This is a genomic window from Streptomyces sp. NPDC055955, assembly GCF_042270245.1.
In the GTDB taxonomy this organism is placed as follows: Bacteria; Actinomycetota; Actinomycetes; order Streptomycetales; family Streptomycetaceae; genus Streptomyces.
The window spans coordinates 1-24,689 of record NZ_JBHJYS010000017.1; the positions used below are offsets into that span (position 1 = coordinate 1).

17 protein-coding genes and 1 tRNA gene are annotated in these 24,689 nt (G+C 70.1%); 11 read left to right on the forward strand and 7 right to left on the reverse strand.

The genetic code is table 11. The annotated features are described in order from the left end of the window. Nucleotides 1-109: 109 nt before the first annotated feature. Nucleotides 110-1,048 carry a PAC2 family protein gene (locus tag ACFC96_RS29605; protein WP_376615001.1) on the reverse strand — a complete coding sequence of 313 codons (939 nt, stop codon included), beginning with the start codon at nucleotides 1,046-1,048 and terminating at the stop codon, nucleotides 110-112. A gap of 275 nt (nucleotides 1,049-1,323) precedes the next feature. Continuing rightward, a complete protein-coding gene (gene rpsA / locus ACFC96_RS29610) occupies nucleotides 1,324-2,826 on the reverse strand; it encodes a 30S ribosomal protein S1 (RefSeq protein ID WP_116502678.1) in 1,503 nt (500 codons plus the stop codon). A gap of 354 nt (nucleotides 2,827-3,180) precedes the next feature. Here rpsA and ACFC96_RS29615 point away from each other — a divergent pair, with 354 nt between their 5' ends. Next, entirely contained in the window at nucleotides 3,181-3,993 is an 813-nt protein-coding gene (locus ACFC96_RS29615) for a class I SAM-dependent methyltransferase (protein WP_376258927.1), read from the forward strand. Nucleotides 3,994-4,060: 67 nt separating this feature from the next. Then, entirely contained in the window at nucleotides 4,061-6,580 is a 2,520-nt protein-coding gene (hrpB, locus tag ACFC96_RS29620; RefSeq protein ID WP_376615002.1) for an ATP-dependent helicase HrpB, read from the forward strand. Here the strand turns inward: hrpB and ACFC96_RS29625 are convergent. From ACFC96_RS29625 to ACFC96_RS29635, 3 genes are all read right to left on the reverse strand, one after another. After that, a complete protein-coding gene (locus ACFC96_RS29625; RefSeq protein ID WP_376258490.1) occupies nucleotides 6,570-7,571 on the reverse strand; it encodes a DUF3068 domain-containing protein in 1,002 nt (333 codons plus the stop codon). The genes hrpB and ACFC96_RS29625 overlap by 11 nt on opposite strands. Nucleotides 7,572-7,592: 21 nt before the next feature. Further along, nucleotides 7,593-7,727, reverse strand: coding sequence for an SPW_0924 family protein (locus ACFC96_RS29630; protein WP_107489191.1), 135 nt, complete (start codon nucleotides 7,725-7,727; stop codon nucleotides 7,593-7,595). A gap of 173 nt (nucleotides 7,728-7,900) precedes the next feature. Further along, nucleotides 7,901-9,625: a lytic transglycosylase gene (locus ACFC96_RS29635; protein ID WP_376615003.1), complete on the reverse strand. Its 1,725-nt coding sequence runs from the start codon at nucleotides 9,623-9,625 to the stop codon at nucleotides 7,901-7,903. 215 nt (nucleotides 9,626-9,840) lie between these two features. Between ACFC96_RS29635 and ACFC96_RS29640 the strand changes: the two genes are divergently transcribed. After that, the gene (locus ACFC96_RS29640; protein WP_376615004.1) at nucleotides 9,841-10,716 is read left to right on the forward strand and encodes a DUF4184 family protein; all 876 of its coding nucleotides are present in this window, start codon (nucleotides 9,841-9,843) and stop codon (nucleotides 10,714-10,716) included. A 116-nt stretch (nucleotides 10,717-10,832) separates the two neighbouring features. On the opposite strand, the gene polA is transcribed toward ACFC96_RS29640, so the two are convergent. After that, nucleotides 10,833-13,559: a DNA polymerase I gene (gene polA / locus ACFC96_RS29645; protein WP_376258496.1), complete on the reverse strand. Its 2,727-nt coding sequence runs from the start codon at nucleotides 13,557-13,559 to the stop codon at nucleotides 10,833-10,835. Between the two features lie 123 nt (nucleotides 13,560-13,682). Between polA and ACFC96_RS29650 the strand changes: the two genes are divergently transcribed. The 7 genes from ACFC96_RS29650 (at nucleotide 13,683) to ACFC96_RS29680 (ending at nucleotide 23,728) form a co-directional block, all read left to right on the forward strand. Then, nucleotides 13,683-15,965 carry an FdhF/YdeP family oxidoreductase gene (locus ACFC96_RS29650; protein ID WP_376615005.1) on the forward strand — a complete coding sequence of 761 codons (2,283 nt, stop codon included), beginning with the start codon at nucleotides 13,683-13,685 and terminating at the stop codon, nucleotides 15,963-15,965. Between the two features lie 78 nt (nucleotides 15,966-16,043). Then, nucleotides 16,044-16,505, forward strand: a complete 462-nt coding sequence (locus ACFC96_RS29655; protein WP_266669429.1) for a PaaI family thioesterase — start codon at nucleotides 16,044-16,046, stop codon at nucleotides 16,503-16,505. Between the two features lie 1,526 nt (nucleotides 16,506-18,031). Beyond that, nucleotides 18,032-19,252: a branched-chain amino acid ABC transporter substrate-binding protein gene (locus ACFC96_RS29660; RefSeq protein ID WP_376615006.1), complete on the forward strand. Its 1,221-nt coding sequence runs from the start codon at nucleotides 18,032-18,034 to the stop codon at nucleotides 19,250-19,252. 192 nt (nucleotides 19,253-19,444) lie between these two features. Then, the gene (locus ACFC96_RS29665) at nucleotides 19,445-20,377 is read left to right on the forward strand and encodes a branched-chain amino acid ABC transporter permease (RefSeq protein ID WP_376258502.1); all 933 of its coding nucleotides are present in this window, start codon (nucleotides 19,445-19,447) and stop codon (nucleotides 20,375-20,377) included. Between the two features lie 5 nt (nucleotides 20,378-20,382). Continuing rightward, complete coding sequence (locus ACFC96_RS29670) at nucleotides 20,383-22,155, forward strand: branched-chain amino acid ABC transporter permease (protein ID WP_376258504.1); 1,773 nt, start codon at nucleotides 20,383-20,385, stop codon at nucleotides 22,153-22,155. 5 nt (nucleotides 22,156-22,160) lie between these two features. Next, nucleotides 22,161-23,015, forward strand: a complete 855-nt coding sequence (locus tag ACFC96_RS29675) for an ABC transporter ATP-binding protein (RefSeq protein WP_340459268.1) — start codon at nucleotides 22,161-22,163, stop codon at nucleotides 23,013-23,015. After that, entirely contained in the window at nucleotides 23,012-23,728 is a 717-nt protein-coding gene (locus ACFC96_RS29680) for an ABC transporter ATP-binding protein (protein ID WP_376258506.1), read from the forward strand. Before ACFC96_RS29675 ends, ACFC96_RS29680 begins: the two co-directional genes overlap by 4 nt. A 76-nt stretch (nucleotides 23,729-23,804) precedes the next feature. Here the strand turns inward: ACFC96_RS29680 and ACFC96_RS29685 are convergent, their stop codons facing one another. Further along, nucleotides 23,805-24,461, reverse strand: coding sequence for an ANTAR domain-containing response regulator (locus ACFC96_RS29685; protein ID WP_376258508.1), 657 nt, complete (start codon nucleotides 24,459-24,461; stop codon nucleotides 23,805-23,807). Between the two features lie 97 nt (nucleotides 24,462-24,558). Between ACFC96_RS29685 and ACFC96_RS29690 the strand changes: the two genes are divergently transcribed. Continuing rightward, a tRNA-Leu gene (locus tag ACFC96_RS29690) sits at nucleotides 24,559-24,633 on the forward strand. The last annotated feature ends 56 nt before the right edge of the window (nucleotides 24,634-24,689 follow it).

Sequence of the window (24,689 nt, forward strand, 5' to 3'; positions counted from 1 at the left end):
GGGCTCTCCGGCAACGCCGCATGGGGGTCCCCCCTGCTCGAGCAAAGCCGAGAGCTAGGGGGAGTGCGTGCCAGACGCCGCCGGGCAGACGGGAATGTGACGACAGGTCCTAGGCGTCGCCCTCGCGTTCGGCCAGGAACTTCTCGAACTCGAGGCCGATCTCGTCGGCGGACGGGATGTCGGTCGGTTCGGCCAGCATGTTCCCGCGGCTCTCGGCACCCGCCGCCGCGTCGTACTGGTGCTCAAGTCCCTGGACGAGCGAGACGAGTTCCTCGTCGCCCTCCTGGATCTGCCGGTCGATCTCCGTCTGCGTGCGGTGCGCCTCCGTGCGCAGCCCGTGCGCCACCGAGGGCAGCACCAGGCCGGTCGCCGCCGTGATGGCTTCGAGGACGGTCAACGCGGCGTCCGGGTACGGCGAACGCGCGATGTAGTGCGGGACGTGCGCGGCGACACCGAGCACGTCGTGTCCGGCCTCCATGAGGCGGTACTCCACGAGGGACTCCGCGCTGCCGGGGACCTGCGCCTCGTCGAAGGGGCTGCGGTGACCGGGGACGAGCTCGGTCCGGTTGCCGTGCGGCGTGAGGCCGACGGGCCGTGTGTGCGGGACACCCATCGGGATTCCGTGGAAGTTGACCGCGAGGCGGACACCGAGCCGCTCGACGATCTCCTTCACGGCGGCCGCGAAACGCTCCCACTCGACGTCCGGCTCGGGGCCGGAGAGCAGCAGGAAGGGCGCACCCGTGGCGTCCTGGACGAGCCGCACCTCGAGGGCGGGCACGTCGTAGTCCGTCCAGCGGTCGCGCCGGAAGGTGAGCAGCGGGCGGCGTGCCCGGTAGTCGACGAGCCGGTCGTGGTCGAACCGCGCCACGACCTGGTGGGGCAGCGAGTCGAGGACCCGGTCCACGATCTGGTCGCCGGTCTCACCCGCGTCGATGTATCCGTCGAAGTGGTAGAGCATGACCAGTCCGGCCGACTCCTGGGCGAGCGCCACGTCCACCACAGCCAGGCCCTTCGGCTCCCATGCGTACAAACCCTGCGGATCAAGCACTGTGACCGCTCCTCCTCGTGTTCCTTACCCAGAACGCCTGTTGGAGCGCGGGCATTCCCTCCGCACGCCCCTCTCAGACGGCTTCTGACGACCGAGGGCGCCCCCCTGACACCGGCCTTGACGCCGCCATGCCACACCTCCGTGTCCCTGCGCCGACCCGGAGTTCATGCTCAAGAAGCCCGTTCTCCATCAACCGTCGGCGGACACAGAGAAGCGGGCCCGCACCCAAGGGTGCGAGCCCGCTCGACTACTTACCGAACCCCGGAGGGTTCAGGTCAGCTCTGACCACCGGCCAGCTTCTCACGGAGCGCAGCGAGCGCCTCGTCCGAAGCGAGCGCGCCGGAGTTGTCGTCCGACTCCGAGGAGTACGAACCGCCGCCACCGGAGGCAGCCGGGGCGCCGGCCGGAGCGGCAGCACCCTCGGCCTCGGCCTGGGCGTCCGCCTCGCGGGACTTGATGACCTGAGCCTGGTGCTGCTCGAAGCGCTGCTGCGCCTCGGCGTACTGGGTCTCCCAGGCCTCGCGCTGGGTCTCGTAGCCCTCGAGCCAGTCGTTGGTCTCGGGGTCGAAGCCCTCGGGGTAGATGTAGTTGCCCTGGTCGTCGTAGGACGCGGCCATGCCGTACAGGGTCGGGTCGAACTCGACCGTCGACGGGTCGGCGCCGAAGGCCTCGTTGGCCTGCTTCAGCGAGAGGCTGATGCGGCGACGCTCGAGGTCGATGTCGATGACCTTGACGAAGATCTCGTCGTTGACCTGGACGACCTGCTCCGGGATCTCCACGTGGCGCTCGGCCAGCTCGGAGATGTGGACCAGACCCTCGATGCCCTCGTCCACGCGGACGAACGCGCCGAACGGAACCAGCTTCGTGACCTTGCCGGGGACGACCTGGCCGATCTGGTGCGTACGGGCGAACTGCTGCCACGGGTCTTCCTGCGTCGCCTTCAGCGACAGGGAGACACGCTCGCGGTCCATGTCGACGTCGAGAACCTCGACGGTGACTTCCTGGCCGACCTCGACAACCTCGGACGGGTGGTCGATGTGCTTCCAGGACAGCTCGGAGACGTGCACGAGACCGTCGACGCCACCCAGGTCCACGAAGGCACCGAAGTTGACGATCGAGGAAACGACGCCGGAGCGGACCTGACCCTTCTGGAGGGTCGTGAGGAACGTCTGGCGGACCTCGGACTGGGTCTGCTCGAGCCAGGCACGGCGGGACAGGACCACGTTGTTGCGGTTCTTGTCCAGCTCGATGATCTTGGCCTCGAGCTCCTTGCCCACGTAGGGCTGGAGGTCGCGGACGCGGCGCATCTCGACGAGGGAGGCCGGCAGGAAGCCACGGAGGCCGATGTCGAGGATGAGACCACCCTTGACGACCTCGATGACGGTACCGGTGACGATGCCGTCTTCTTCCTTGATCTTCTCGATCGTGCCCCAGGCACGCTCGTACTGAGCGCGCTTCTTGGACAGGATCAGACGGCCTTCCTTGTCCTCCTTCTGGAGAACCAGGGCCTCGATCTCGTCGCCGACCTTGACGACCTCGTTCGGGTCGACGTCGTGCTTGATCGAGAGCTCGCGGCTCGGGATGACGCCTTCGGTCTTGTAACCGATGTCGAGCAGGACCTCGTCCCGGTCGACCTTCACGATGACGCCGTCGACGATGTCGCCGTCGTTGAAGTACTTGATCGTCTCGTCGATCGCGGCGAGGAAGGCTTCCTCGTTACCGATGTCGTTGACCGCTACCTGCGGGGTGGTGGCGGTGGTCTCGGTGCTGCTCGTCATGTGGGTAAGGGCTCCGGTACGGACATTGAAGTCGTAGGTACTGCTACGCCGGGAGCCCGTGATCGCACTGCAGAAGGCCGGACAGCTCAGGAAGCGCCGCTCCCGAAGGGGGCGCCTCGATAACCGAGGGGACATACATACAGATGCGAGCGCAGCCTGCTATGTCTGAGGAGCGCAGGCTCGCAGCGCAACTTGTAGCATACGGGGGCAGCCGGACAGGGTCAATGCGCGAAGGCGCACACCCGGGGCGGAACGCCGCATACCCGGCACAAAACCTGTCGCACGAGGCCACGTGGGCCGCTCGGCACTCCGCCGCGACGGGTTGAACGGAAGAGTACGACTAGGGAGCCCATCATCCAAGAGCCCGAACCGTTCGAGCCCGAAGCCACCCGGCGCGACGCCGACGTCACGGAGAGTTCCCGTGCCAATCGTGGCTGGTGGGACAGGAACGCGGACGACTACCAGGTCGAGCACGGCACCTTCCTCGGGGACGACCGTTTCGTATGGGGACCCGAGGGCCTCGACGAGGTGGAGGCCGAGCTGCTCGGCCCGCCGGAGGATCTCAAGGACAAGGTGATCCTGGAGATCGGCTCGGGCGCGGCGCAGTGCTCGCGCTGGCTCGCCGCGCAGGGCGCGCACCCCGTCGCCCTCGACCTCTCCCACCGGCAGCTCCAGCACGCCCTGCGCATCGACGGCGGCGCGGTGCCGCTGGTGCAGGCGGACGCGGGCGCGCTGCCGTTCGCGGACGGCTCGTTCGATCTGGCCTGCTCGGCGTACGGCGCGCTCCCCTTCGTCGCCGATCCCGTGCGGGTGCTCCGGGACGTGCACCGGGTGCTGCGGCCCGGTGGCCGGTTCGTTTTCTCGGTGACGCATCCGATCCGCTGGGCGTTCCCGGACGAGCCGGGTCCGGAAGGCCTGTCCGTGGCGGCCTCCTACTTCGACCGCACCCCTTACGTGGAGCAGGACGACGAGGGGCGCGCCGTGTACGTGGAGCACCACAGGACGGTCGGTGACCGGGTGCGCGACATCGTGGCCGCCGGATTCCGCCTGGTGGACCTCGTCGAGCCGCAGTGGCCCGCGTGGAACACGCAGGAGTGGGGCGGCTGGTCCCCGCTGCGCGGAAACCTGATCCCGGGTACGGCGATCTTCGTCTGCGAGCGGAGCTGAGCGGGGCGCTCCCGCCCCGGGTCCCCCGGCCTTCGGCAGGGGGTGAGACCGGGGAGACACTGAGCAGGTGATCCGTGACGACGCTCTGGACCTGCCTGTACGCAGTGCGCTGCCCGGCCTGCGCGACGCCCTCGACGGGCCCGCGGGGCCGGGCAGTGCCGTTCTCGTGGCACCGCCGGGAACCGGCAAGACGACCTTGGTGCCGCTGGTGCTCGCCGGTCTCGTCGGTGACGGGCCCGCGCGGCGGGTCGTCGTCGCCGAGCCGCGGCGGATCGCGGCGCGGGCCGCGGCGCGGCGGATGGCGTGGCTGCTGGGCGAGAAGGCCGGCGAGAGCGTCGGCTACACGGTGCGCGGCGAGCGGGTGACGGGGCCACGCGCGCGCGTGGAGGTCGTCACGACGGGTGTGCTCCTGCAACGGCTCCAGCGCGACCAGGAGCTGGCCGGCGTGGATGTCGTGATGCTCGACGAGGTCCACGAGCGGCACCTGGACGCGGACACCGTGGCGGCGTTCCTGTGCGACGTGCGCGACGCGCTGCGGCCCGAGCTCCGGCTGGTGGCGGCGTCCGCGACGACGGACGCGCAGGGATGGGCGCGGCTCCTCGGCGGGGCGCCCGTGGTCGAGGCCGAGGGAATCTCGTACCCCGTGGAGACGGTGTGGGCGCCGCCCGCGCGACCGGTGCGGCCGCCGCACGGGATGCGGGTGGACCCGGCGTTGCTCACGCACGTGGCGTCGGTGGTACGGCGCGCGCTGCGCGAACAGGTCGGGGACGTGCTGTGTTTCCTGCCGGGGGTAGGTGAGATCGCGCGCGTGGCCGGGCAACTGGGCGAACCGGGTGACGTGGACGTGCTTCAGGTCCACGGGCGGGCGCCCGCCGCGGTGCAGGACGCGGTGCTCTCGGCGGGCGCGCGGCGGCGGGTGGTGCTCGCCACGTCCGTCGCCGAGTCGTCGCTGACGGTGCCGGGTGTGCGGGTCGTCGTGGACTCGGGCCTCGCGCGGGAGCCTCGGGTGGACCACGCGCGCGGGCTGAGCGCCCTGACGACCGTACGGGCCTCGCAGGCGGCGGGGCGGCAGCGGGCGGGGCGCGCCGGGCGCGAGGCTCCCGGGGTGGTGTACCGGTGCTGGACGGAGGCGGAGGACGTGCGGCTGGCGCGGTTCCCGGCCCCGGAGATCAAGGTGGCGGACCTGACGGCGTTCGCTTTGCAGGCGGCGTGCTGGGGCGATCCGGACGCCTCGGGCCTCGCGCTCCTGGACGCCGCGCCGGCCGGGGCGATGGCGGCGGCCCGGTCCGTCCTGACGGCGATCGGGGCCGTCGAGGCGGACTCGGGCCGGGCCACGGAGCGCGGCGCCCGCCTCGCGGGCCTCGGTCTGCATCCGCGCCTGGCCCGCGCCCTCCTGGACGCGACTCCCGTGGTGGGTGCGCGCCGCGCGGCCGAGGTGGTCGCCCTCCTGAGCGAGGAGCCGCCCCGCGACTACGGCGACGACCTGGCCGCCGCGTGGCGTACCGCGCGCCGGGGCGCCGACGCGTACGCCGCGCGCTGGAGGACGGAGGTGCGGCGGCTCACGGGGGCGGCCGGACAGGCCTCGGCGCGCGAGGAAGCACCCGGGGACCTGTCCGAGGACCGGGTCGCCGGAATCGTCGCCGCGCTCGCCTATCCGGAGAGGGTGGGGCGCGGGCGCGACGGCGCGTATCTGATGGTGTCCGGGACGCGGGCCGCTCTCGCGGACGGGTCACGGCTGCGGGGCGCGCCGTGGATCGCCGTCGCGGTCGCCGACCGGCCCGTGGGCGCCGGGCACGCGCGCGTACGGCTCGCCGCGGTCGTGGACGAGGAGGTGGCGCTGCGGGCCGCCGCTCCGCTGCGCACCGAGGGGGACGAAGTGGCTTGGGTCGACGGGGAGTTGGTGGCGCGGCACGTCGAGCGCCTCGGCGCGGTGGAGCTCGCCGTGCGCCCCTTGAAGGAGGCCGCCCCCGCTCTCGTACGGGAGGCGTTGAAGGAGGGGCTGCGGCGGGAGGGGTTCGGGCTGCTGCGGTGGTCACGGGAGGCCGGGGAGCTGCGGGAGCGGCTCGCGTTCCTGCACCGCACGCTGGGCGCGCCCTGGCCCGACGTGTCCGACGACGCGCTGCACGCGCGCGTGGACGAGTGGCTGGAGCCGGAGCTCGGCAAGGCGCGGCGCCGGTCCGATCTGGGCCGGATCGACGCGGGGCAGGCGCTGCGGCGGCTGCTCCCCTGGGCGAGCGGTGACGCGGCCCGCCTCGACGAGCTCGCCCCGGAGCGGCTCGAGGTGCCGAGCGGGTCCAGGATCCGGATCGACTACGCGAACCCCGAACAGCCCGTCCTGGCCGTGAAGTTGCAGGAGATGTTCGGGCTGCACGAGTCGCCGCGTGTGGCCGGAGTGCCGGTCCTGGTGCATCTGCTGTCACCCGCAGGGCGTCCCGCGGCGGTGACGGCCGATCTGGCCTCCTTCTGGCGCGAGGGGTACCGGGCGGTGCGGGCCGAGCTGCGCGGCCGGTACCCGAAGCATCCGTGGCCCGAGGATCCGGCGGGCGCGGTCGCGACGCGGCACACGAGCGCGCGGCTCAGGCGCTGACGGGTTCCGGCTCGTACTCCGGGGCGGCCTCGGGCTCGCCCGGACGGCGGCTGCGGGCCTCGAGCCACAGGGAGAGCGCGAGCAGGAGCAGGCCGAGGGTCAGGAAGCCCCACGGCAGGTACGAGGTGAGCAGGACGACCAGGACGCGGTTGGACTTGACGAGGGCGACCGTCGACCTGATGTAGTCCTCGCGCATCTTCACGTGCCCGGCGAAGACCGTGACCTTGTCGCGGCCGCCCAGGAGCGTGCCGCCGCGGAGTTCGTTGTGCTGGATCTCCTCGCCGTAGACGGGGGCTCCGGTGACCGGCTCGACCCAGAACTTGCGGACCGTGGTGTACCAGCGGGTGGTGCCGGTCTTGGCGACCGACTCCGGTGTGATGCCCTTGACCGGCATCGTCTTGGGGAGGGGGACCTTCATCCACGGGATGGTCTGTTCGAAGTAGTAGACCTTCAGCCCGCGGAACGTCCGGGTTCCCTTGTAGTGGATGGGCCGGGTGACGCGGGCCTGGGCGTCGTAGTACTCGTAGTCCCGCTTCTCGGTGAGGAAGGGCCACTTGAACTCGATGCCGTCGCGCCTGACCTTGTCGCCGTCGACGGTCTCGGCGTACTTGCCCGTGGGGTGGACGGGTGCCTGGCTGTGGGCGTCGAAGACGTAGCGCTCGGGGACCTGGGAGACCATCTTGCCGTCGGGGCCGACGATGTACGAGAGGGAGTCCCAGACGACGACGTCGCGGCCCGCGCTCTTCTCGACCTGCTCGGAGGCCTCCACGTTGCCCTTGAGCGTCTGGACGACGGTCACCTCGGGGACCTTCTTCGACTGCATCGAGCCGTAGTCGAGGAGGGTCGGGTTCTTGGCCTCCAGGACGACGTTCTGGTACTGGCCGGCCGGGATCTTCGCGAGGCGCGGGAAGGCGTACCAGCGCATCAGCGGGGACATCGCCGTGCAGAACACGGCGAGGGCGAGCAGGATCAAGCTGGCCTTGCGGCGCATCGCGGCGGCCTCCTCGGCGGGTCAGGGGTGCTTGGGAACGGTGGTCAGCAGCGGCTTGGGCGAGGTCTCGCCGGGCGGGGAGCCGATCGCCGAGATCGTGATGACGAGGGCGAGCGCCACGGCCAGACCGGTCGCGGCGGCGATCAGGGCACGCATGCAGCCTCCCGGCGGGTCACCGGATCTGGAATCTGATAGGGCGTCAGGGCTGGGGCACCGTAGCAACGCGCGGCCGAGATGAGAACACGTTGCACAACAGCGCCGCCCCCTCGGCCGGTGAACGGCGAGGGGGCGGCGCGGGTGCTGCTGATACGGCGTGCGCCGTACGGGAGTTACGTCGCCGAGGGCGAGGCGGACGGAGTTGCCGTGGCGTCGGCCGCGGTGACCTTCAGTTCGATGGTGAGGGTCGCGCCGCCGGTGGTGCTGATGCGGAGCAGGAACGTGCCCGTGGCGTCGTCCGCGTAGATCCCCGGCAGCTGGATGCGGCCGTCGCCGTCGGTCTTGAGGCCCTTGAGGGTGCGGATCGCCTTGCCGTCCGCGTCCTTGAAGTAGGGGCCCTTGTCGTTCTCGGTCGCGTCGTCCTTGGACTTGATCAGCGTGGCCGTGGCGGCGACCCCGTCGGCGGCGTCACCCTTGTACGTGGCCCTGACCTGGACCGGGTCGGCGAACTGGCCGCCGGCCTCGCAGGTCAGTTCCGTGCTGCCGGTCCTGGTGAGCGCGTCGGCCCGGCGCGCGGAGACGGTCGCCGTGTAGTCGAGGCCGGGCAGGTTGCGGTCGACGACGGTGGCGCGGACGGTGAACGCGCCGGTGTCCTCGCCCGCCCTCAGCGGCGGCGCGGTGGCCTTGCCGGTGCTGTCGGTGACGACGGTGACGCTCTTGAACCCACCGCTGAAGGCCAGGTCCGTGTCGCCGACGACGGTGAGCTTCACCTTGACCGTACCGACGCCCTTGCCCGCGGCGTTCTCCGTGCGCACGGCGACACGTTCGGCGAAGGCGTCACCGGCGGTCGTCTCGAGCGCGCCCGTACCGGCGTCCTCGATGTGCGCGACCGACTCGGTCGCCGTGGGCGGTGTGGGGCTCGTGGACCCTCCGCCGCCCGGCTTCGACGGGTCGGTGCCCGAGCCGCCGCCGGGCTCGGACGGCTTGGACGGCTCGGACGGCTTCGAGGACCCCGGGGACGGGCTGGTCGTGCCCGGGCTGCTCGGCGAGGGCGAGGGGCTGGGGGCGCCGTCGCTGCGGCCGCCGGGCTGGACACCGGTGCCGTCCGGGACCTCGTGGGTGCCCTTGCGGTAGTACTCGAGCCACCTGAGGACCGTGTTGAGGTACTCCTGCGAGTGGTTGTAGCTCAGGATCGCCGCGTGCAGGCCGCCGCTCTGGGACAGGTCGCGGTCGCCGCGGCACAGGTAGTGGCCGGCGGCGAGGGCGGCGTCGTAGATGTTGTTGGGGTCCTTCTTGCCGTCGCCGTTGCCGTCGCGGCCGGACCACTCCCAGGTCGACGGGATGAACTGCATGGGGCCGACGGCCCGGTCGTGCGTCCTGTCGCCGTCGTAGGCGCCGTTGTCGGTGTCGGTGATCCTCGCGAAGCCGTTGCCGTCGAGGACCGGGCCGAGGATCGGCTTGAGCGTGGTGCCGTTCGCGTCGACGTTGCCGCCGCGGGCCTGGCCCGACTCGACCTTGCCGATCGCGGCGAGGAGCTGCCAGGGGAGGTTGCAGCCCGGCTTGGTCGCGGCGAGCTCCGCCTCCGCCTTCTTGTAGGCATCGAGGACGGTGGCCGGGATACCGGCCTCGTTCCCGCCGGTACTCGTGCCGCCCGGACTGCCGGGAGCCGTACTGGGCGGCGCGGTGGGGCTGTTGAGGGGCGGCAGATCGGTGTAGTACGGGGAGTTGCCGGTCGCCGAGTCGCCGGGCGAGGGCGCCGCGTCGGCGGCGGACTGTCTGCCGTTCTGCGGGCCGGTGAAGCCGGGCGCCTGGGACGCGGACAGTGCCGCCACGGCGGCAGCCGCCACAGCGGTCGTCATCGCGGACCTGCGCAACCGCTTTCCGAATAGCGCCGCCATACCGTGAGCCCCTCCGATTGCCGACTTTCTACGGGTCAGTCCACGCTCCCCGGCGTGGAGTGACCCAGGCGACACTACGACAACTTCCGGCGCCCGGGCACCTGTTCGTGCCCGTTTTTCGCCGGTTGGCCATGTACGCGTTACCGCGGTCGCCGCGGGCCATACTGAGCGACACCGCGTCCGCACCGCATCAGGAACCGTCCGAGGGGGACCCGTTGCCGTTCACGATCAGCCATGCCGCGGCCGTGCTGCCGGCCGTCCGCCGCGACGGTACCGGGCGCGGCGCGCTCGTGCCCTCGCTGCTGGTGGCGGGCTCGTTCGCGCCCGACGTGACGTACTTCGCGGCGAGTGCGGTGCCGGGGGCGATGGAGTTCGGAGACTTCACCCACTCCTTCCCGGGCGTCTTCACGATCGACGTGGCCGTCGCCGCGGTCCTGGTCGGCCTGTGGCGCCTGCTGCGGGAACCGGTGATCGCATTGCTGCCGAGACGGGTGCGCGGGGCGGTCCTCGTGGTGGCGCGGGGTGCGGGCACCGGACGCCCGGCCGGCTCTTTCGCTCGGGAGCGACGGCCGGTGGCGGCGGTGTGGTGGTGGTACGTGTCCGCCGTCCTGGGCGCGACGACACACGTGGTGTGGGACGCGTTCACGCATCTCGACCGGTGGGGCATGCGCCTCTTCCCGGTCCTCGGCGAGAAGATCGCCGGGTCCCCTCTCTACTGGTATGCGCAGTACGGGGGTTCGGCGGTCGCGCTCGTCGCGATCGCGCTCTTCGTGGTGTCGGCGGTGCGCCATGTCCCCTCGGCTGCCGCCGCCGACGCCCGCGCCGCGCTGCCTCGCCTCTCCGTGAGCGAGCGGTGGGTGGCGGCGCTCGTGATCGGCGGGTGCGTGGCGGTGGCCGCGGGGGTGCGGACCGTGCGCTGGTGGACGTACTGGGGCTCGGTCGCCGAGCCGTGGGAGATCATCCCGACCCTGTGCTTCGGCGGGGGCGCGGGCCTCGTACTCGGTCTGGTCGTGTACGCGCTTCTCGTGCGAGGGCGTCGAGATCCGGCCGGTCACGGGGTGGCGCCGACGCCGGTGAAACAGCAACGGTGACACGACAACGGTGAACGCGGTGAGGGGCGGAGCCTCTTGGCTCCGCCCCTTGGCACCACTACGACTTACCTGAACTACGGCCCGGACAACGGCCCGAGCTGAGGCCCGCCGCAGGGCTAGTGCGCCGCGGACTCCCAGTCCGGGCCCACGCCCACCGACACGTCCAGCGGCGCCCGCAGATGCACGGCCCCGGCCATCTCGCGCCGGACCAGCTCCTCCGCCGCCGCGGCCTCGCCCGGGGCGATCTCCAGGACGATTTCGTCATGGACCTGGAGCAGCAGCCGGGACTTGAGCTTCGCGTCCTTGAGCGCCTTGTGCACGTTCAGCATGGCGATCTTGACGATGTCGGCGGCCGTGCCCTGGATGGGCGCGTTGAGCGCCATGCGCTCGGCCATCTCACGGCGCTGGCGGTTGTCGCTGTTCAGGTCCGGCAGATACCTGCGGCGGCCGAGCATCGTCTCGGTGTAGCCCGTGGCACGCGCCTCGTCGACGACGCGGCGCAGATAGTCGCGCACGCCGCCGAACCGCTCGAAGTACGTGTCCATGAGGACCCGTGCCTCGCCCGGCTCGATGTTCAGCTGCCCGGACAGGCCGAACGCGGACAGGCCGTAGGCCAGCCCGTACGACATCGCCTTGATCTTGCGGCGCATCTCCGCGTCGACGGCGGACCGCTCGACGCCGAAGACCTGCGCGCCGACCGTGGTGTGCAGGTCCTCGCCGGAGGTGAACGCCTCGATGAGACCCTCGTCCTCGGAGAGGTGCGCCATGACGCGCAGCTCGATCTGGCTGTAGTCCGCGGTCATCAGCGACTCGAAGCCCTCGCCGACGACGAAGCCGCGGCGGATGGCCCGGCCCTCGTCGGTGCGGACCGGGATGTTCTGCAGGTTCGGGTCCGTCGAGGAGAGCCGGCCCGTCGCGGCGACGGTCTGGTTGAACGTCGTGTGGATGCGGCCGTCCGCGGCGATCGTCTTGATGAGGCCCTCGACGGTGACGCGCAGCTTGGCCTGCTCGCGGTGGCGCAGCATGATCACGGGGAGTTCGTGGTCGGTCTGCGTGGCCAGCCAGGCGAGCGCGTCCGCGTCCGTGGTGTACCCGGTCTTCGTCTTCTTCGTCTTGGGGAGGTCGAGCTCGCCGAAGAAGACCTCCTGGAGCTGCTTGGGCGAGCCGAGATTGAACTCGTGGCCCACGGAGGCGTGCGCCTCCTTCACGGCCTGCTGCACGGCGCCCGCGAACATCTGCTCCATGGCCTCCAGGTGGGCGCGGTCGGCGGCGATGCCGTACCGCTCCATGCCCGCGAGGAGGGTGGACGTGGGCAGCTCGACGTCCTTGAGGAGATCGGCCGCGCCGACTTCCCGCAGCTTCCCGCCGAAGGCCTCGCCGAGGTCGAGGATCGCGCGGGCGTGCACCATGAGCGCGTCGGCCTCGGCCTGGTCGTCGTCCTCCGTACCGAAGGCGAGCTGTCCGTCGGCCGCCGCCGGGGCGAGCTCACGGCCCAGGTACTCCAGGGTCAGCGCGTCGAGCGCGAAGGAGCGGCGGCCCGGCTTGACCAGGTACGCGGCGAGCGCCGTGTCCATGGTGACGCCGTCCACGGTCCAGCCGTGCTCGGCGAAGACCCGCATGACGTTCTTCGCGTTGTGCAGGACCTTGGGCTTCGCGGGGTCGGCGAGCCAGGTCGCGAACGCGTTCTCGTCGGCCTCGTCGAGCTGGGCGGGGTCGAACCAGGCGGCGGCTCCCCCGGCGCCGGCGAGCGCCACCTCGGTGACGGATCCCGCACCGAGCGCCCAGGTGTCGACCGTGGCGAGGCCCAGTGCGGCGTCGCCGTGCTCGGCGAGCCACGGGGCCACCTCGCCCGCGCCGAGCACCGAGCCGTCGACGTCGACGCCGGGCTCGGCCGGCGTCTGCTCGGCCTCCTCGGCGCCCGGGTCGACGGCGAGGAGCCGCTCGCGCAGGGACGGGTTACGGATCTCCAGGGTGTCGAGGACCATCGCGACGGCCGTGCGGTCGTACGCGGCGCGCTCCAGGTCCTCGACCGTCTTGGGGAGCTCGACGTCGCGCACCATCTCGGTGAGCCGGCGGTTGAGCTTGACGGCTTCGATGTGGTCGCGGAAATTCTGCCCGGCCTTGCCCTTGACCTCTTCGGCGCGCTCCACGAGCTCGGCGAACGAACCGAACTGGTTGATCCACTTCGCGGCGGTCTTCTCGCCGACGCCGGGGATGCCCGGCAGGTTGTCCGACGGGTCGCCGCGCAGGGCCGCGAAGTCGGGGTACTGGGCCGGCGTGAGCCCGTACTTCTCCTCGACCTTCTCCGGCGTGAACCGCGTCAGCTCGGAGACGCCCTTCGTCGGGTAGAGCACCGTGACGTGGTCGCTGACGAGCTGGAAGGAGTCCCGGTCGCCCGTGACGACCAGGACGTCGAACCCGGCGGCCTCGGCCTGGGTGGCGAGCGTGGCGATGATGTCGTCCGCCTCGAACCCGTCGACCGCGAAGCGCGGCGTGCGCATCGCGTCGAGGAGCTCGCCGATCAGCTCGACCTGCCCCTTGAACTCGTCCGGGGTCTTCGAACGATTCGCCTTGTACTCCGTGAACTCCTCGGAGCGCCACGTCTTGCGCGAGACGTCGAACGCCACCGCGAAGTGCGTGGGCGCCTCGTCGCGCAGCGTGTTCGCCAGCATCGACGCGAAGCCGTAGATCGCGTTCGTCGGCTGCCCGGTCGCGGTCGTGAAGTTCTCCGCGGGCAGCGCGAAGAACGCGCGGTACGCCAGCGAATGCCCGTCCATGAGCATCAGCCGCGGCCGGCTGCCTGAGGTCTTGTTCTCGGTCTTCTTCGCTGCTGTCTCTGCCACGCCCCCGATCCTGCCACGCCCCACTGACAGTCCGGTCCGCCACGGGCCTCCGGCAAGGGCTGTCAGTCGTGCGTGCGAGGATCGGCGACGTACCTCACACGCGTGCTCGAAGGGGAACAGACGATGGCAACGAAGCCGCCCACGGGAGATCCGGTCCAGGACGCGCCGCAGGTGGACGCGCCGCTGCGCGCCGCCGCCGGACTGCCCGCCGTCGCCCATTCCCTCAAGATCGCCCAGCAGCAGATGGGCGTGCGCCGCACCGCGCTCACCCTCCTGCGCGTCAATCAGAAGGACGGCTTCGACTGCCCGGGCTGCGCCTGGCCCGAGCCCGACCACCGGCACAAGGCGGAGTTCTGCGAGAACGGCGCGAAGGCGGTCGCCGAGGAGGCCACGCTGCGCCGGGTCACGCCCGAGTTCTTCGCCGCGCACCCGGTCGCCGACCTCGCGACCCGCTCCGGCTACTGGCTGGGCCAGCAGGGCCGCCTCACGCACCCCATGTATCTGGCGGACGGCTCCGAGCGCTACGAGCCGGTGTCCTGGGAGCGCGCCTTCGACATCGTCGCCGAGGAGCTGGCGGCCCTGGCCTCCCCCGACGAGGCCGTGTTCTACACCTCGGGCCGCACGAGCAACGAGGCGGCGTTCCTCTACCAGCTGTTCGCCCGCGAGTTCGGCACGAACAACCTGCCCGACTGCTCGAACATGTGCCATGAGTCGTCCGGTTCCGCGCTGACGGAGACCATCGGCATCGGCAAGGGCAGCGTCTCCCTGGAGGACCTCTACAAGTCCGACCTGATCATCGTGGCCGGGCAGAACCCGGGCACGAACCACCCGCGCATGCTCTCCGCCCTGGAGAAGGCGAAGGCGAACGGCGCGAAGATCATCACGATCAACCCGCTGCCCGAGGCCGGACTCGAACGCTTCAAGAATCCGCAGACCCCGCAGGGCATGATCAAGGGCGCCACACTGACCGACCTGTTCCTCCAGATCCGCCTCGGCGGGGACCAGGCCCTCTTCCGCCTCCTGAACAAGCTGATCCTGGAGACGGAAGGCGCCACCGACGACGCCTTCATAGAGGAACACACGCACGGCTACGAGGAGTTCACCGAGGCCGCCCGCGCCGCCGACTGGGACGCGACGCTGACGGCGACGGGCCTGGAGCGTGCCGAGATCGAGGAGGCCCTCGCCCTGGTGCTCGCCTCCGAGCGCACCGTCGTGTGCTGGGCGATGGGCCTCACCCAGCACAAGCACTCGGTGCCCACGATCCGCGAGGTCGTCAACTTCCTGCTCCTGCGGGGGAACATCGGCCGCCCCGGCGCGGGCGTGTGCCCGGTGCGCGGCCACTCCAACGTGCAGGGCGACCGCACCATGGGCGTCTTCGAACGCCCCGCGCCCGCCTTCCTGGACGCCCTGGAGAAGGAGTTCGGCTTCGCACCGCCCCGCGAGCACGGCTTCGACGTCGTACGGGCCATCGAGGCACTGCGTGACGGCGAGGCGAAGGTGTTCTTCGCGATGGGCGGCAACTTCGTGGCGGCCTCCCCCGACACCGGCGTCACCGAGGCCGCGATGCGGCGCGCCGCCCTGACGGTGCACGTGTCGACGAAGCTCAACCGCTCCCACGCGGTCACCGGCGCGCGCGCCCTGATCCTGCCGACGCTCGGCCGCACCGAGCGGGACCTCCAGGGCAGCGGCGAGCAGTTCGTGACCGTCGAGGATTCCATGAGCATGGTCCACGCCTCACGCGGCCGCCTCGCGCCCGCGAGCAAGCACCTCCTGTCGGAGCCGGCGATCGTGGCCCGCCTCGCGCGCCGCGTCCTCGGCGAGGCGTCACGCACGCCGTGGGAGGAGTTCGAGAAGGACTACGCCACGGTCCGCGACCGCATCGCGAAAGTCATCCCGGGGTTCGAGGACTTCAACGCGCGCGTGACCGGTTCCTCCAGCGGCTTCACGCTGCCGCACGGCCCGCGGGACGAGCGGCGCTTCCCCACCACCACCGGCAAGGCGAACTTCACGGCCGCGCCCGTCGAGTACCCGAGGCTCCCCGAGGGCCGGCTGCTGCTGCAGACCCTGCGCTCGCACGATCAGTACAACACCACGATCTACGGCCTCGACGACCGCTACCGCGGCATCAGGAACGGCCGCCGGGTCGTCCTCGTCAGCCCTCACGACGCTCAGGCCCTGGGCCTCGCGGACGGCTCCTACGTCGACCTGGTCAGCGAGTGGAGGGACGGCGTGGAGCGCCGCGCCCCCGGCTTCCGCGTCGTCCACTACCCGACGGCCCGGGGCTGCGCGGCCGCGTACTACCCGGAGACCAACGTCCTGATCCCGCTGGACGCCACCGCTGACACCAGTAACACCCCCACCAGCAAGTCCGTCGTCGTCCGCCTGGAACAATCGGCGACCGACTGAGCGTTCGCTCAGGCAGTCGACCAGGCAGAACAGCACCCGCAGCACCACACCGACAGACGACGAACGGAGCCGGGCACCATGGGCGAGCACAGCAGCGTGAAGTTCCCGCAAGAGATCATCGACGAGTACGCGGCGCTCGGCGTCGACCTGCCCGCCCTGTTCTCCGCGGGGGACCTCGGCACCCGCATGGGCGTCCAGATCAAGGAAGCGTCCCCCGAGCGCGTCGTCGGCACCATGCCCGTCGAGGGCAACACCCAGCCCTACGGCCTCCTGCACGGCGGGGCTTCCGCGGTCCTCGCCGAGACCCTCGGCTCCGTCGGCTCGATGCTCCACGGCGGCAGCTCCAAGATCGCCGTCGGCGTCGACCTGAACTGCACGCACCACCGCGGCGCCCGCTCCGGCCTCGTCACCGGCGTCGCCACCCCCGTCCACCGCGGCCGCTCCACGGCCACGTACGAGATCGTGATCACCGACGAGCAGGACCGGCGGGTCTGCTCGGCCCGCCTGACCTGCCTCCTCAAGGACATGCCCAAGAGCTGAGGCCCTCCGGTCCGCCGCGGGGCTCGCGCGGCACCGGGCCGGCCCACGACAGGCTGATACGCCACAGGGGCCCGCCCCAGACAAGGCCCATCCGCGACAGGGCTGACCCGGTCCCGACCGGGCCGGTCCTCATGGGTCCGGTCCTGACCGGACCGGTCCGTCACAGGGCGCCACAACGATCACGACGCTTCACGCCGCCGTTCCCGGCGCGGGCGGCCACCGCCGCCGCGCCGGGCAGGGCAGGCATCCCCCCGGACGGAAGCGGAGCGGCTCGGCACACGGCCGCCGACGACGCGGCTTCGACCCACGGACCGACAGGCCTCACCACCCCACCGGACGCCACGGGCAGACGTTCACCGGACGCGGTCCACCACTCAACTGCCCGCAGACGAAGAACAGTTGAACCCTTCGCCCACCCGGCATCGGCGGCCCCCCTCCTCCGCACCAGCATGGACCATGACCGGTACCGGACCAGCCGAGCCGGACCCCCTTCCTTCGACGGCGCCCCACACGCACCCATACGCGCCCACACGGACAGCCACGCCGAAGCCCTGCGAACAGCCCCCCAACTCCCGCCGCCCGCATTGGCGTTGGGCGCGCTTCCGCACGCCTGCGCCGCACCCCGCAAGCCCCACTTGCCACCCCAGCCCGTCGCGGGCGCCCACATGCACACGGCCCTCACCACACGACTCCGGCCGCACTCCCGCATCCCCGCCCTTCCCGGGCCACCTTCCGCGCCAGGAGTGAAGCGGCCCGCCGGACCCTCACCACCCGCGCACCGCCACCTTCCGCTTCACCGCCCCCGTACGCGACACGCGTCCCGTGATTGACCGTCAAGTATCGTCCGGACCAACGGGATTGTGTACACGCGTCACCTCCGCGCAGCCACTGACAGTGAAGGGCGGCGCCCCGAAACCCCTCACTGTGCACATCTCCGCACACAAGTGCGACCCCCTGCCGCACTCGACCCCGGTCCACGGAACCGTCAGGCACAGCAGCAGCACAGCCGCCTCTTCGACGGCGTCCGCCCCCGTGATCTCGCGCCCTCCGCACACGCCACCCGCAGACCGCGCCGAGGGCGCTCCGAACCGCCCGGCGAGGCGGGAACGGATCTCACACCGTAGTAACAATCAGTTACCTCTGCCGCAACAGAGCAATGCGGAGCGCGAGCCACCGGCCCCCGAAGCGCCCGGCGCCCACCTCCCCGGCGGCACACTCCCGCCCGTAAGGACCAAGATCACCCCAAGTTCCTTAGCGGAACAGCACGTTCTCTCCCCGCGCGCGCCGGCACCCTCGGGCCAAAAGTCCCAATCGCCCCCACTGCACCCACGGACGAGCACCGCGTCATAACAAGAGCGTCACATCCTTCCCTCCTCAGCTCCCCACCCCACCCACCTGCGCTTATAGTCACGGCCAGTCACCGCGCCGCCGGGCGCGTCTGCTGCACGGCCCTGTACCACCCCAGTACGGCCCGGCGAGACACACGGCCCCCAACCACGGGAGCCGCGCCAGGGAGAGGATTGATCGTGCGACACCGTTCCTTGCTCATCATGACCAGCGTGCTCACCACCGGAGCACTCACGCTCACCGCCTGCGGATCGCGCGACGACAACAAGGGCAGCGACAGCAGCAAGAAGACCACTGTCGTCATCGGCGTCGACGCCCCGCTCACCGGCCAGAACTCGGCCACGGGCCTCGGCATCCAGGGCGGCGTGCAGATCGCCGTGAACGACGCCAACAAGAACAACACCGTTCCCGGCGTGACCTTCAAGGTCCAGGCGCTCGACGACAAGGCGATCCCGGCCCAGGGTCAGTCCAACGCCACCCAGCTCGTCCAGAACGAGAAGGTCCTCGGCGTCGTCGGCCCGCTGAACTCCGGTGTCGCCACCCAGATGCAGCAGGTCTTCGCCACCGCCAACCTGGTCGAGGTCTCGCCGTCCAACACGGCCCCCGAGCTCACCCAGGGCAAGAACTGGCAGACCTCCAAGTCCCGCCCGTTCAAGACGTACTTCCGCACCGCCACCACCGACGCCCTGCAGGGCGGCTTCGCGGCCGACTACGCCTACAACACGCTGAAGAAGCGCAAGGTGTTCGTGGTCGACGACAAGCAGACCTACGGCGCCGGCCTCGCCAAGCTCTTCAAGGCCGGCTTCACCAAGGCCGGCGGCAAGGTCACGGGCCAGGACCACGTCAACACCGGTGACACGGACTTCTCCGCCCTCGTCACCAAGATCAAGAACTCCAAGGCCGACCTCGTCTACTACGGCGGCCAGTACGACGAGTCCGAGAAGCTCACCAAGCAGCTCAAGGACGGCGGAGCCAAGATCCCGCTGTTCGGCGGTGACGGCATGTTCAGCGACACCTACATCCAGACCGCCGGCAAGACCTCCGAGGGCGACCTCGCCACCTCGGTCGGCCAGCCCGTCGACTCCCTGCCCTCCGCCGCCGACTTCATCAAGAAGTACAAGGCCTCCGGCCTCAAGGGCGACTACGGCACGTACGGCGGCTACTCCTACGACGCCGCCACCGCCATCATCAAGGCGATCGGCAACGTCGTGAAGGACGGCAAGGTCCCCTCCGACGCCCGCACCAAGATCGTCGACGAGGTCCAGAAGACCAAGTTCGACGGCATCGCCGGTCCCGTCTCCTTCGACGAGTACGGCGACACCACCAACAAGCAGCTCACCGTCTACCAGGTCGTCGACGGCAAGTGGAAGGCCGTCAAGAGCGGCACGTTCAACGGCTGATCCGAACCACCCCGGGCCACCAGGCGGTTCGGTCACCGAGGGCCGAGGCCCGACCGAACCGCCGACCCGGTCGAAACCACCGGGACAGGCCCTCAGCACCACCTCAGGGCCGCGCGGCCATGACCACCCGTCACCGCGCGGCCCGCTGCATACGCCCTGCTCAACCTCTCCCCACCACATGGAGGCCATGCGGTGAACACCCTGCCGCAGCAGCTGGCCAACGGGCTGTTCCTCGGCTCGATGTACGGGCTGATCGCCATCGGCTACACGATGGTGTACGGCATCGTCCAGCTCATCAACTTCGCCCACGGCGAGATCTTCATGACCGGCGGCTTCGGCGCACTCACGGTCTACCTCTACGTTCTGCCCAACGGCACATCCATGTGGATAGCCCTCCCCGCGATGCTGATAGGCGGCGGAATCGTCTCCGTCCTCATCGCCGTCGGGGCCGAACGCTTCGCCTACCGACCACTGCGCGGAGCACCACGCCTCGCCCCGCTCATCACCGCCATCGGTCTGTCGCTCGCCCTCCAGCAGGTCGTCTTCAACTGGTACCCGAACGCCAAGAACGACCTCAAATTCCCCCAACTGCCCTTCGGACCCGTCCACATCGGCTCCGTCAGCATCCAGAGCGGCAGCGTCTTCGTCATCATCGCCGCCCCCCTCTGCATGGCGGCCCTCGCCCTGTTCGTCAGCCTCTCCCGCACCGGCCGCGCCATGCAGGCCACCGCGCAGGACCCTGACACCGCGCAGCTCATGGGCATCGACACCAACCGCATCATCGTCATCGCCTTCGCCATCGGCGGCTTCTTCGCCGCCGTCGCGGCCGTCTCGTACGGCCTGCGCTACGGCACGGTCAAGTACGACATGGGCTTCCAGATGGGCCTCAAGGCCTTCACCGCGGCCGTCCTCGGCGGCATCGGCAACATCTACGGAGCCATGATCGGCGGCCTCGTCCTCGGCCTCGCCGAAACCATGGCCACCAGCTACATCGACGGCATCCCCGGCATGCAGCAGCTCGGCGGCGGCGGCTGGTCCTCCGTCTGGGCCTTCGTACTCCTCATCCTCGTACTGCTGTTCAGGCCACAAGGCCTCATCGGCGAACGCGTCGCGGACAGGGCGTGAGCACCATGGCAACCACAGACACCACCACACCCGCCCGCGGTCTCATCGCACTCCCCCGAACCGCGGCCCGCGCCCTCATCGCCGTCGGCGCCGTCGCCACCATCGCCAGCACCTTCATGTCCTGGACCTACACGTCCGACTTCCCCGGGGACCTCACCTACTACGGCTCCCCGGCCGGACTCCAGATCCTCGACCTCGTCGCCGGCGTCCTCACCCTCCTCTTCGCCCTGACCCTCTTCGACGTCCGCGGCCTCGGCTGGCTCAACCCGGCACGAGCCACCCAGCCCGTCGTCCTCGCCACCACCGCCGCGTTCGCCGTCAGCTGGTTCAGCGCCATCGCGATCGCCGTCGACCTCAAGGGCCTCGTCGCCCTCGACCCCGGCGCCTACCTCGCCGCCGTCGGCTCACTCGTCGCCCTCCTCGGTGCCCTGGCCCTCCCCAAGCCCGGCGACACCTTCAAGGACTACGTCACCAAGCCCGACACCATCCCCCCGGCCGCGAAACTCCCCGCCTGGGGCGAACGCCTCGCCATCACCGCCGCCACCGCCGTCGCACTGATCGTCTTCGCCTACGGCGTCGGCGTGGACCCCGACGCCAGCGAAACGTTCCTGGGCTACCTGCTCCTCGTCGTCATCGGCGCCTGGGCCCTGCTCACCGCCGGACTCTTCGACCGCTTCGCCCAGCTCAACGCCAGGCACAAGGGATTCGCCACCACCATGGCCTTCCTCGCCGCGGCGCTCTTCCCCTTCGTCGAGAACAACGAACACAACTCGAACCTCGGCGTGAACATCCTCGTCGTCGCCACCGTCGCCCTCGGCCTCAACATCGTCGTCGGCCTCACCGGACTCCTCGACCTCGGATACGTCGCCTTCCTCGGCGTCGGCGCCTACGCCGCGGCCCTCGTCTCCGGCTCCGAGTTCTCCCGCTTCTCCGGCGTCCAGTTCCCCTTCTGGGCCGCCATGCTCACCGGCATGGCCGCCTCCCTCGTCTTCGGCGTCCTCATCGGCGCCCCCACCCTGCGCCTGCGCGGCGACTACCTCGCCATCGTGACCCTGGGCTTCGGAGAGATCTTCCGCATCGCCGTCAACAACATGGACGGATCCTCCGGACCCAACATCACCAACGGCCCCAACGGCATCTCCATGATCCCGGACCTCAACATCTTCGGGTTCAACTTCGGAAGCACCCACGACGTCGGCGGAATCACCCTCGGCCGCTTCGCGAACTACTTCCTCCTGATGCTGCTCATCACCGCGATCGTCGTCCTCGTCTTCAACCGCGCCGCGGACTCCCGCATCGGCCGCTCCTGGATCGCCATCCGCGAGGACGAGACCGCCGCCACCGCCATGGGCATCAACGGCTTCCGCGTCAAGCTCATCGCCTTCGCCCTCGGCGCCTCACTCGCCGGCCTCGCCGGCACCGTCAGCGCCCACGTCGGCTACAGCGTCAACCCGGCCCCGTACCAGTTCGCCGGCTCCGTGCCCCCGAACTCCGCGTTCCTCCTCGCCGCCGTCGTCCTCGGCGGCATGGGCACCGTCAACGGCCCCATCCTCGGCGCCACCCTGCTCTACATGCTCCCCGAGAAGCTCAGCTTCCTGAAGGAGTACCAACTCCTCGCCTTCGGCGTCGCACTCGTCCTCCTCATGCGGTTCCGCCCCGAAGGCATCATCGCCAACCGCCGCCGCCAACTCGAATTCCACGAGAGCGACGACACCGTCCACATCCCCGAACAAGGCCTGCCCGACTCCACCGTCGGCGTCACCAAGGCAGGGGCGTAACCCACATGACCACCACCACAGCCCCCAGCCCCGTCCTCGAAGCCACCGGCGTCACCATGCGCTTCGGCGGCCTCACCGCCGTACGCAACGTCGACCTCACCGTCAACGCCGGAGAGATCGTCGGCCTCATCGGCCCCAACGGCGCGGGCAAAACCACCTTCTTCAACTGCCTCACCGGCCTCTACGTCCCCACCGAGGGCAAAGTCGCCTACAAAGGCACCGTGCTGCCCCCCAAGCCGCACCTCGTCACCAGCGCCGGCATCGCCCGCACCTTCCAGAACATCCGGCTCTTCGCCAACATGACCGTCCTGGAAAACGTCCTCGTCGGCCGCCACACCCGCACCAAGGAAGGCCTCTGGTCCGCCATCCTCCGCGGCCCCGGCTTCCGCAAGGCAGAAGCAGCCTCCCGCGAACACGCCATGGAACTGCTGGAGTTCGTCGGCCTCGCCCACAAAGCCGACCACCTCTCCCGCAACCTCCCCTACGGCGAACAGCGCAAGCTCGAAATCGCCCGCGCCATGGCCAGCGAGCCCGGCCTGCTCCTCCTCGACGAACCCACCGCCGGCATGAACCCGCAGGAGACCCGCGCCACCGAAGACCTCGTCTTCGCCATCCGCGACCGCGGCATCGCCGTCCTCGTCATCGAGCACGACATGCGCTTCATCTTCAACCTCAGCGACCGCGTCGCCTGCCTCGTCCAAGGCGAAAAACTCGTCGAAGGCACCTCCGAAGTCGTCCAGGGCGACGAACGCGTCATCGCCGCCTACCTCGGCGAACCCTTCGAAGGCGCCCCCGAAGACACCGCCGCAGCCGCAGTCGAAGCCGCGGAAGCACACGCCACGGAAGGAGACGACCAGTGAGCGCACTCCTCGAAGTAGAAGACCTCAAGGTCGCCTACGGCAAGATCGAAGCCGTCAAGGGAATCTCCTTCAGCGTCCAACAGGGCGAAGTCGTCACCCTCATCGGCACCAACGGCGCCGGCAAAACCACCACCCTGCGCACCCTGTCCGGGCTCCTCAAGCCCCTCAGCGGCAAAATCACCTTCGACGGGAAACCCCTCACCGGCATCCCTGCCCACAAGATCGTCTCCATGGGCCTCGCCCACTCCCCCGAAGGCCGACGCATCTTCCCCCGGCTCTCCATCGCCGAGAACCTCCAGCTCGGAGCGTTCCTCCGCAAGGACACCGCCGGCATCGAAAAAGACATCCAGCGCGCCTACGACCTCTTCCCCATCCTCGGCGAACGCCGAAAGCAAGCCGCGGGAACCCTCTCGGGCGGCGAACAGCAAATGCTCGCCATGGGCCGCGCCCTCATGTCACAGCCCAAACTGCTCATGCTCGACGAACCCTCCATGGGCCTCTCCCCGATCATGATGCAGAAGATCATGGCCACCATCACCGAACTCAAGTCCCAGGGCACGACCATCCTCCTGGTCGAGCAGAACGCCCAGGCCGCACTCTCCCTCGCCGACCACGGCCACGTCATGGAAGTCGGCACCGTCGTCCTCTCCGGAACCGGACAGGACCTCCTCCACGACGAATCCGTCCGCAAGGCGTACCTCGGCGAAGACTGAGCTCCGCCCACACACGACTGAGGCCCGTACCCCCTGGAGGGACACGGGCCTCAGCCACGACCGGCACGGGCGGAACTCAGCCCTTCGCCGCCTTCTTCTCCTCGGCGTCCTGAATGACCGCCTCAGCGACCTGCTGCATCGACAGCCGACGATCCATCGACGTCTTCTGAATCCACCGGAACGCCGCCGGCTCCGACAAGCCGTACTCCGTCTGCAACACCGACTTCGCCCGGTCCACCAGCTTCCGCGTCTCCAGGCGCTGCGTCAGATCCGCGACCTCGTTCTCCAGCGTCCGCAGCTCCTGGAACCGCGACACCGCCATCTCGATGGCGGGAACGACATCACTCTTGCTGAACGGCTTCACCAGATACGCCATCGCACCCGCGTCCCGCGCCCGCTCCACCAGATCGCGCTGCGAGAACGCCGTCAGCATCAGCACCGGAGCGATCGACTCCTCCGCGATCTTCTCCGCCGCCGAGATGCCGTCCATCTTCGGCATCTTCACATCAAGGATCACCAGATCCGGCTTGTGCTCACGCGCCAGCTCGACCGCCTGCTCACCGTCACCGGCCTCACCGACGACGGTGTAGCCCTCTTCCTCGAGCATCTCTTTGAGGTCGAGGCGGATCAGAGCCTCGTCCTCGGCGATGACGACACGGGTCGTCAGCGGCGGGACGTGCGACTTGTCGTCGTCGGGCGCGTCTACGGGCTGGGGCGACTCGGGGGCGGTCACGGGGGCTCCTCGTTCAGGGCGGGACTGCTGACACGAGCCTACCTAGCTGCGGTAAGGTGGTCGCGCGAGGGGGGCACCTTCCTCCTTCTTTTCTAAGGCCCCAGTACTCCAACTGGTTAGAGAGGCCGCTCTCAAACAGCGGACAGTGTGGGTTCGAATCCCACCTGGGGCACTTTTCCTGCGATTCCAAGGTCGCAACCCAGAAGTGGATGTTCTCATTCTCGTGAA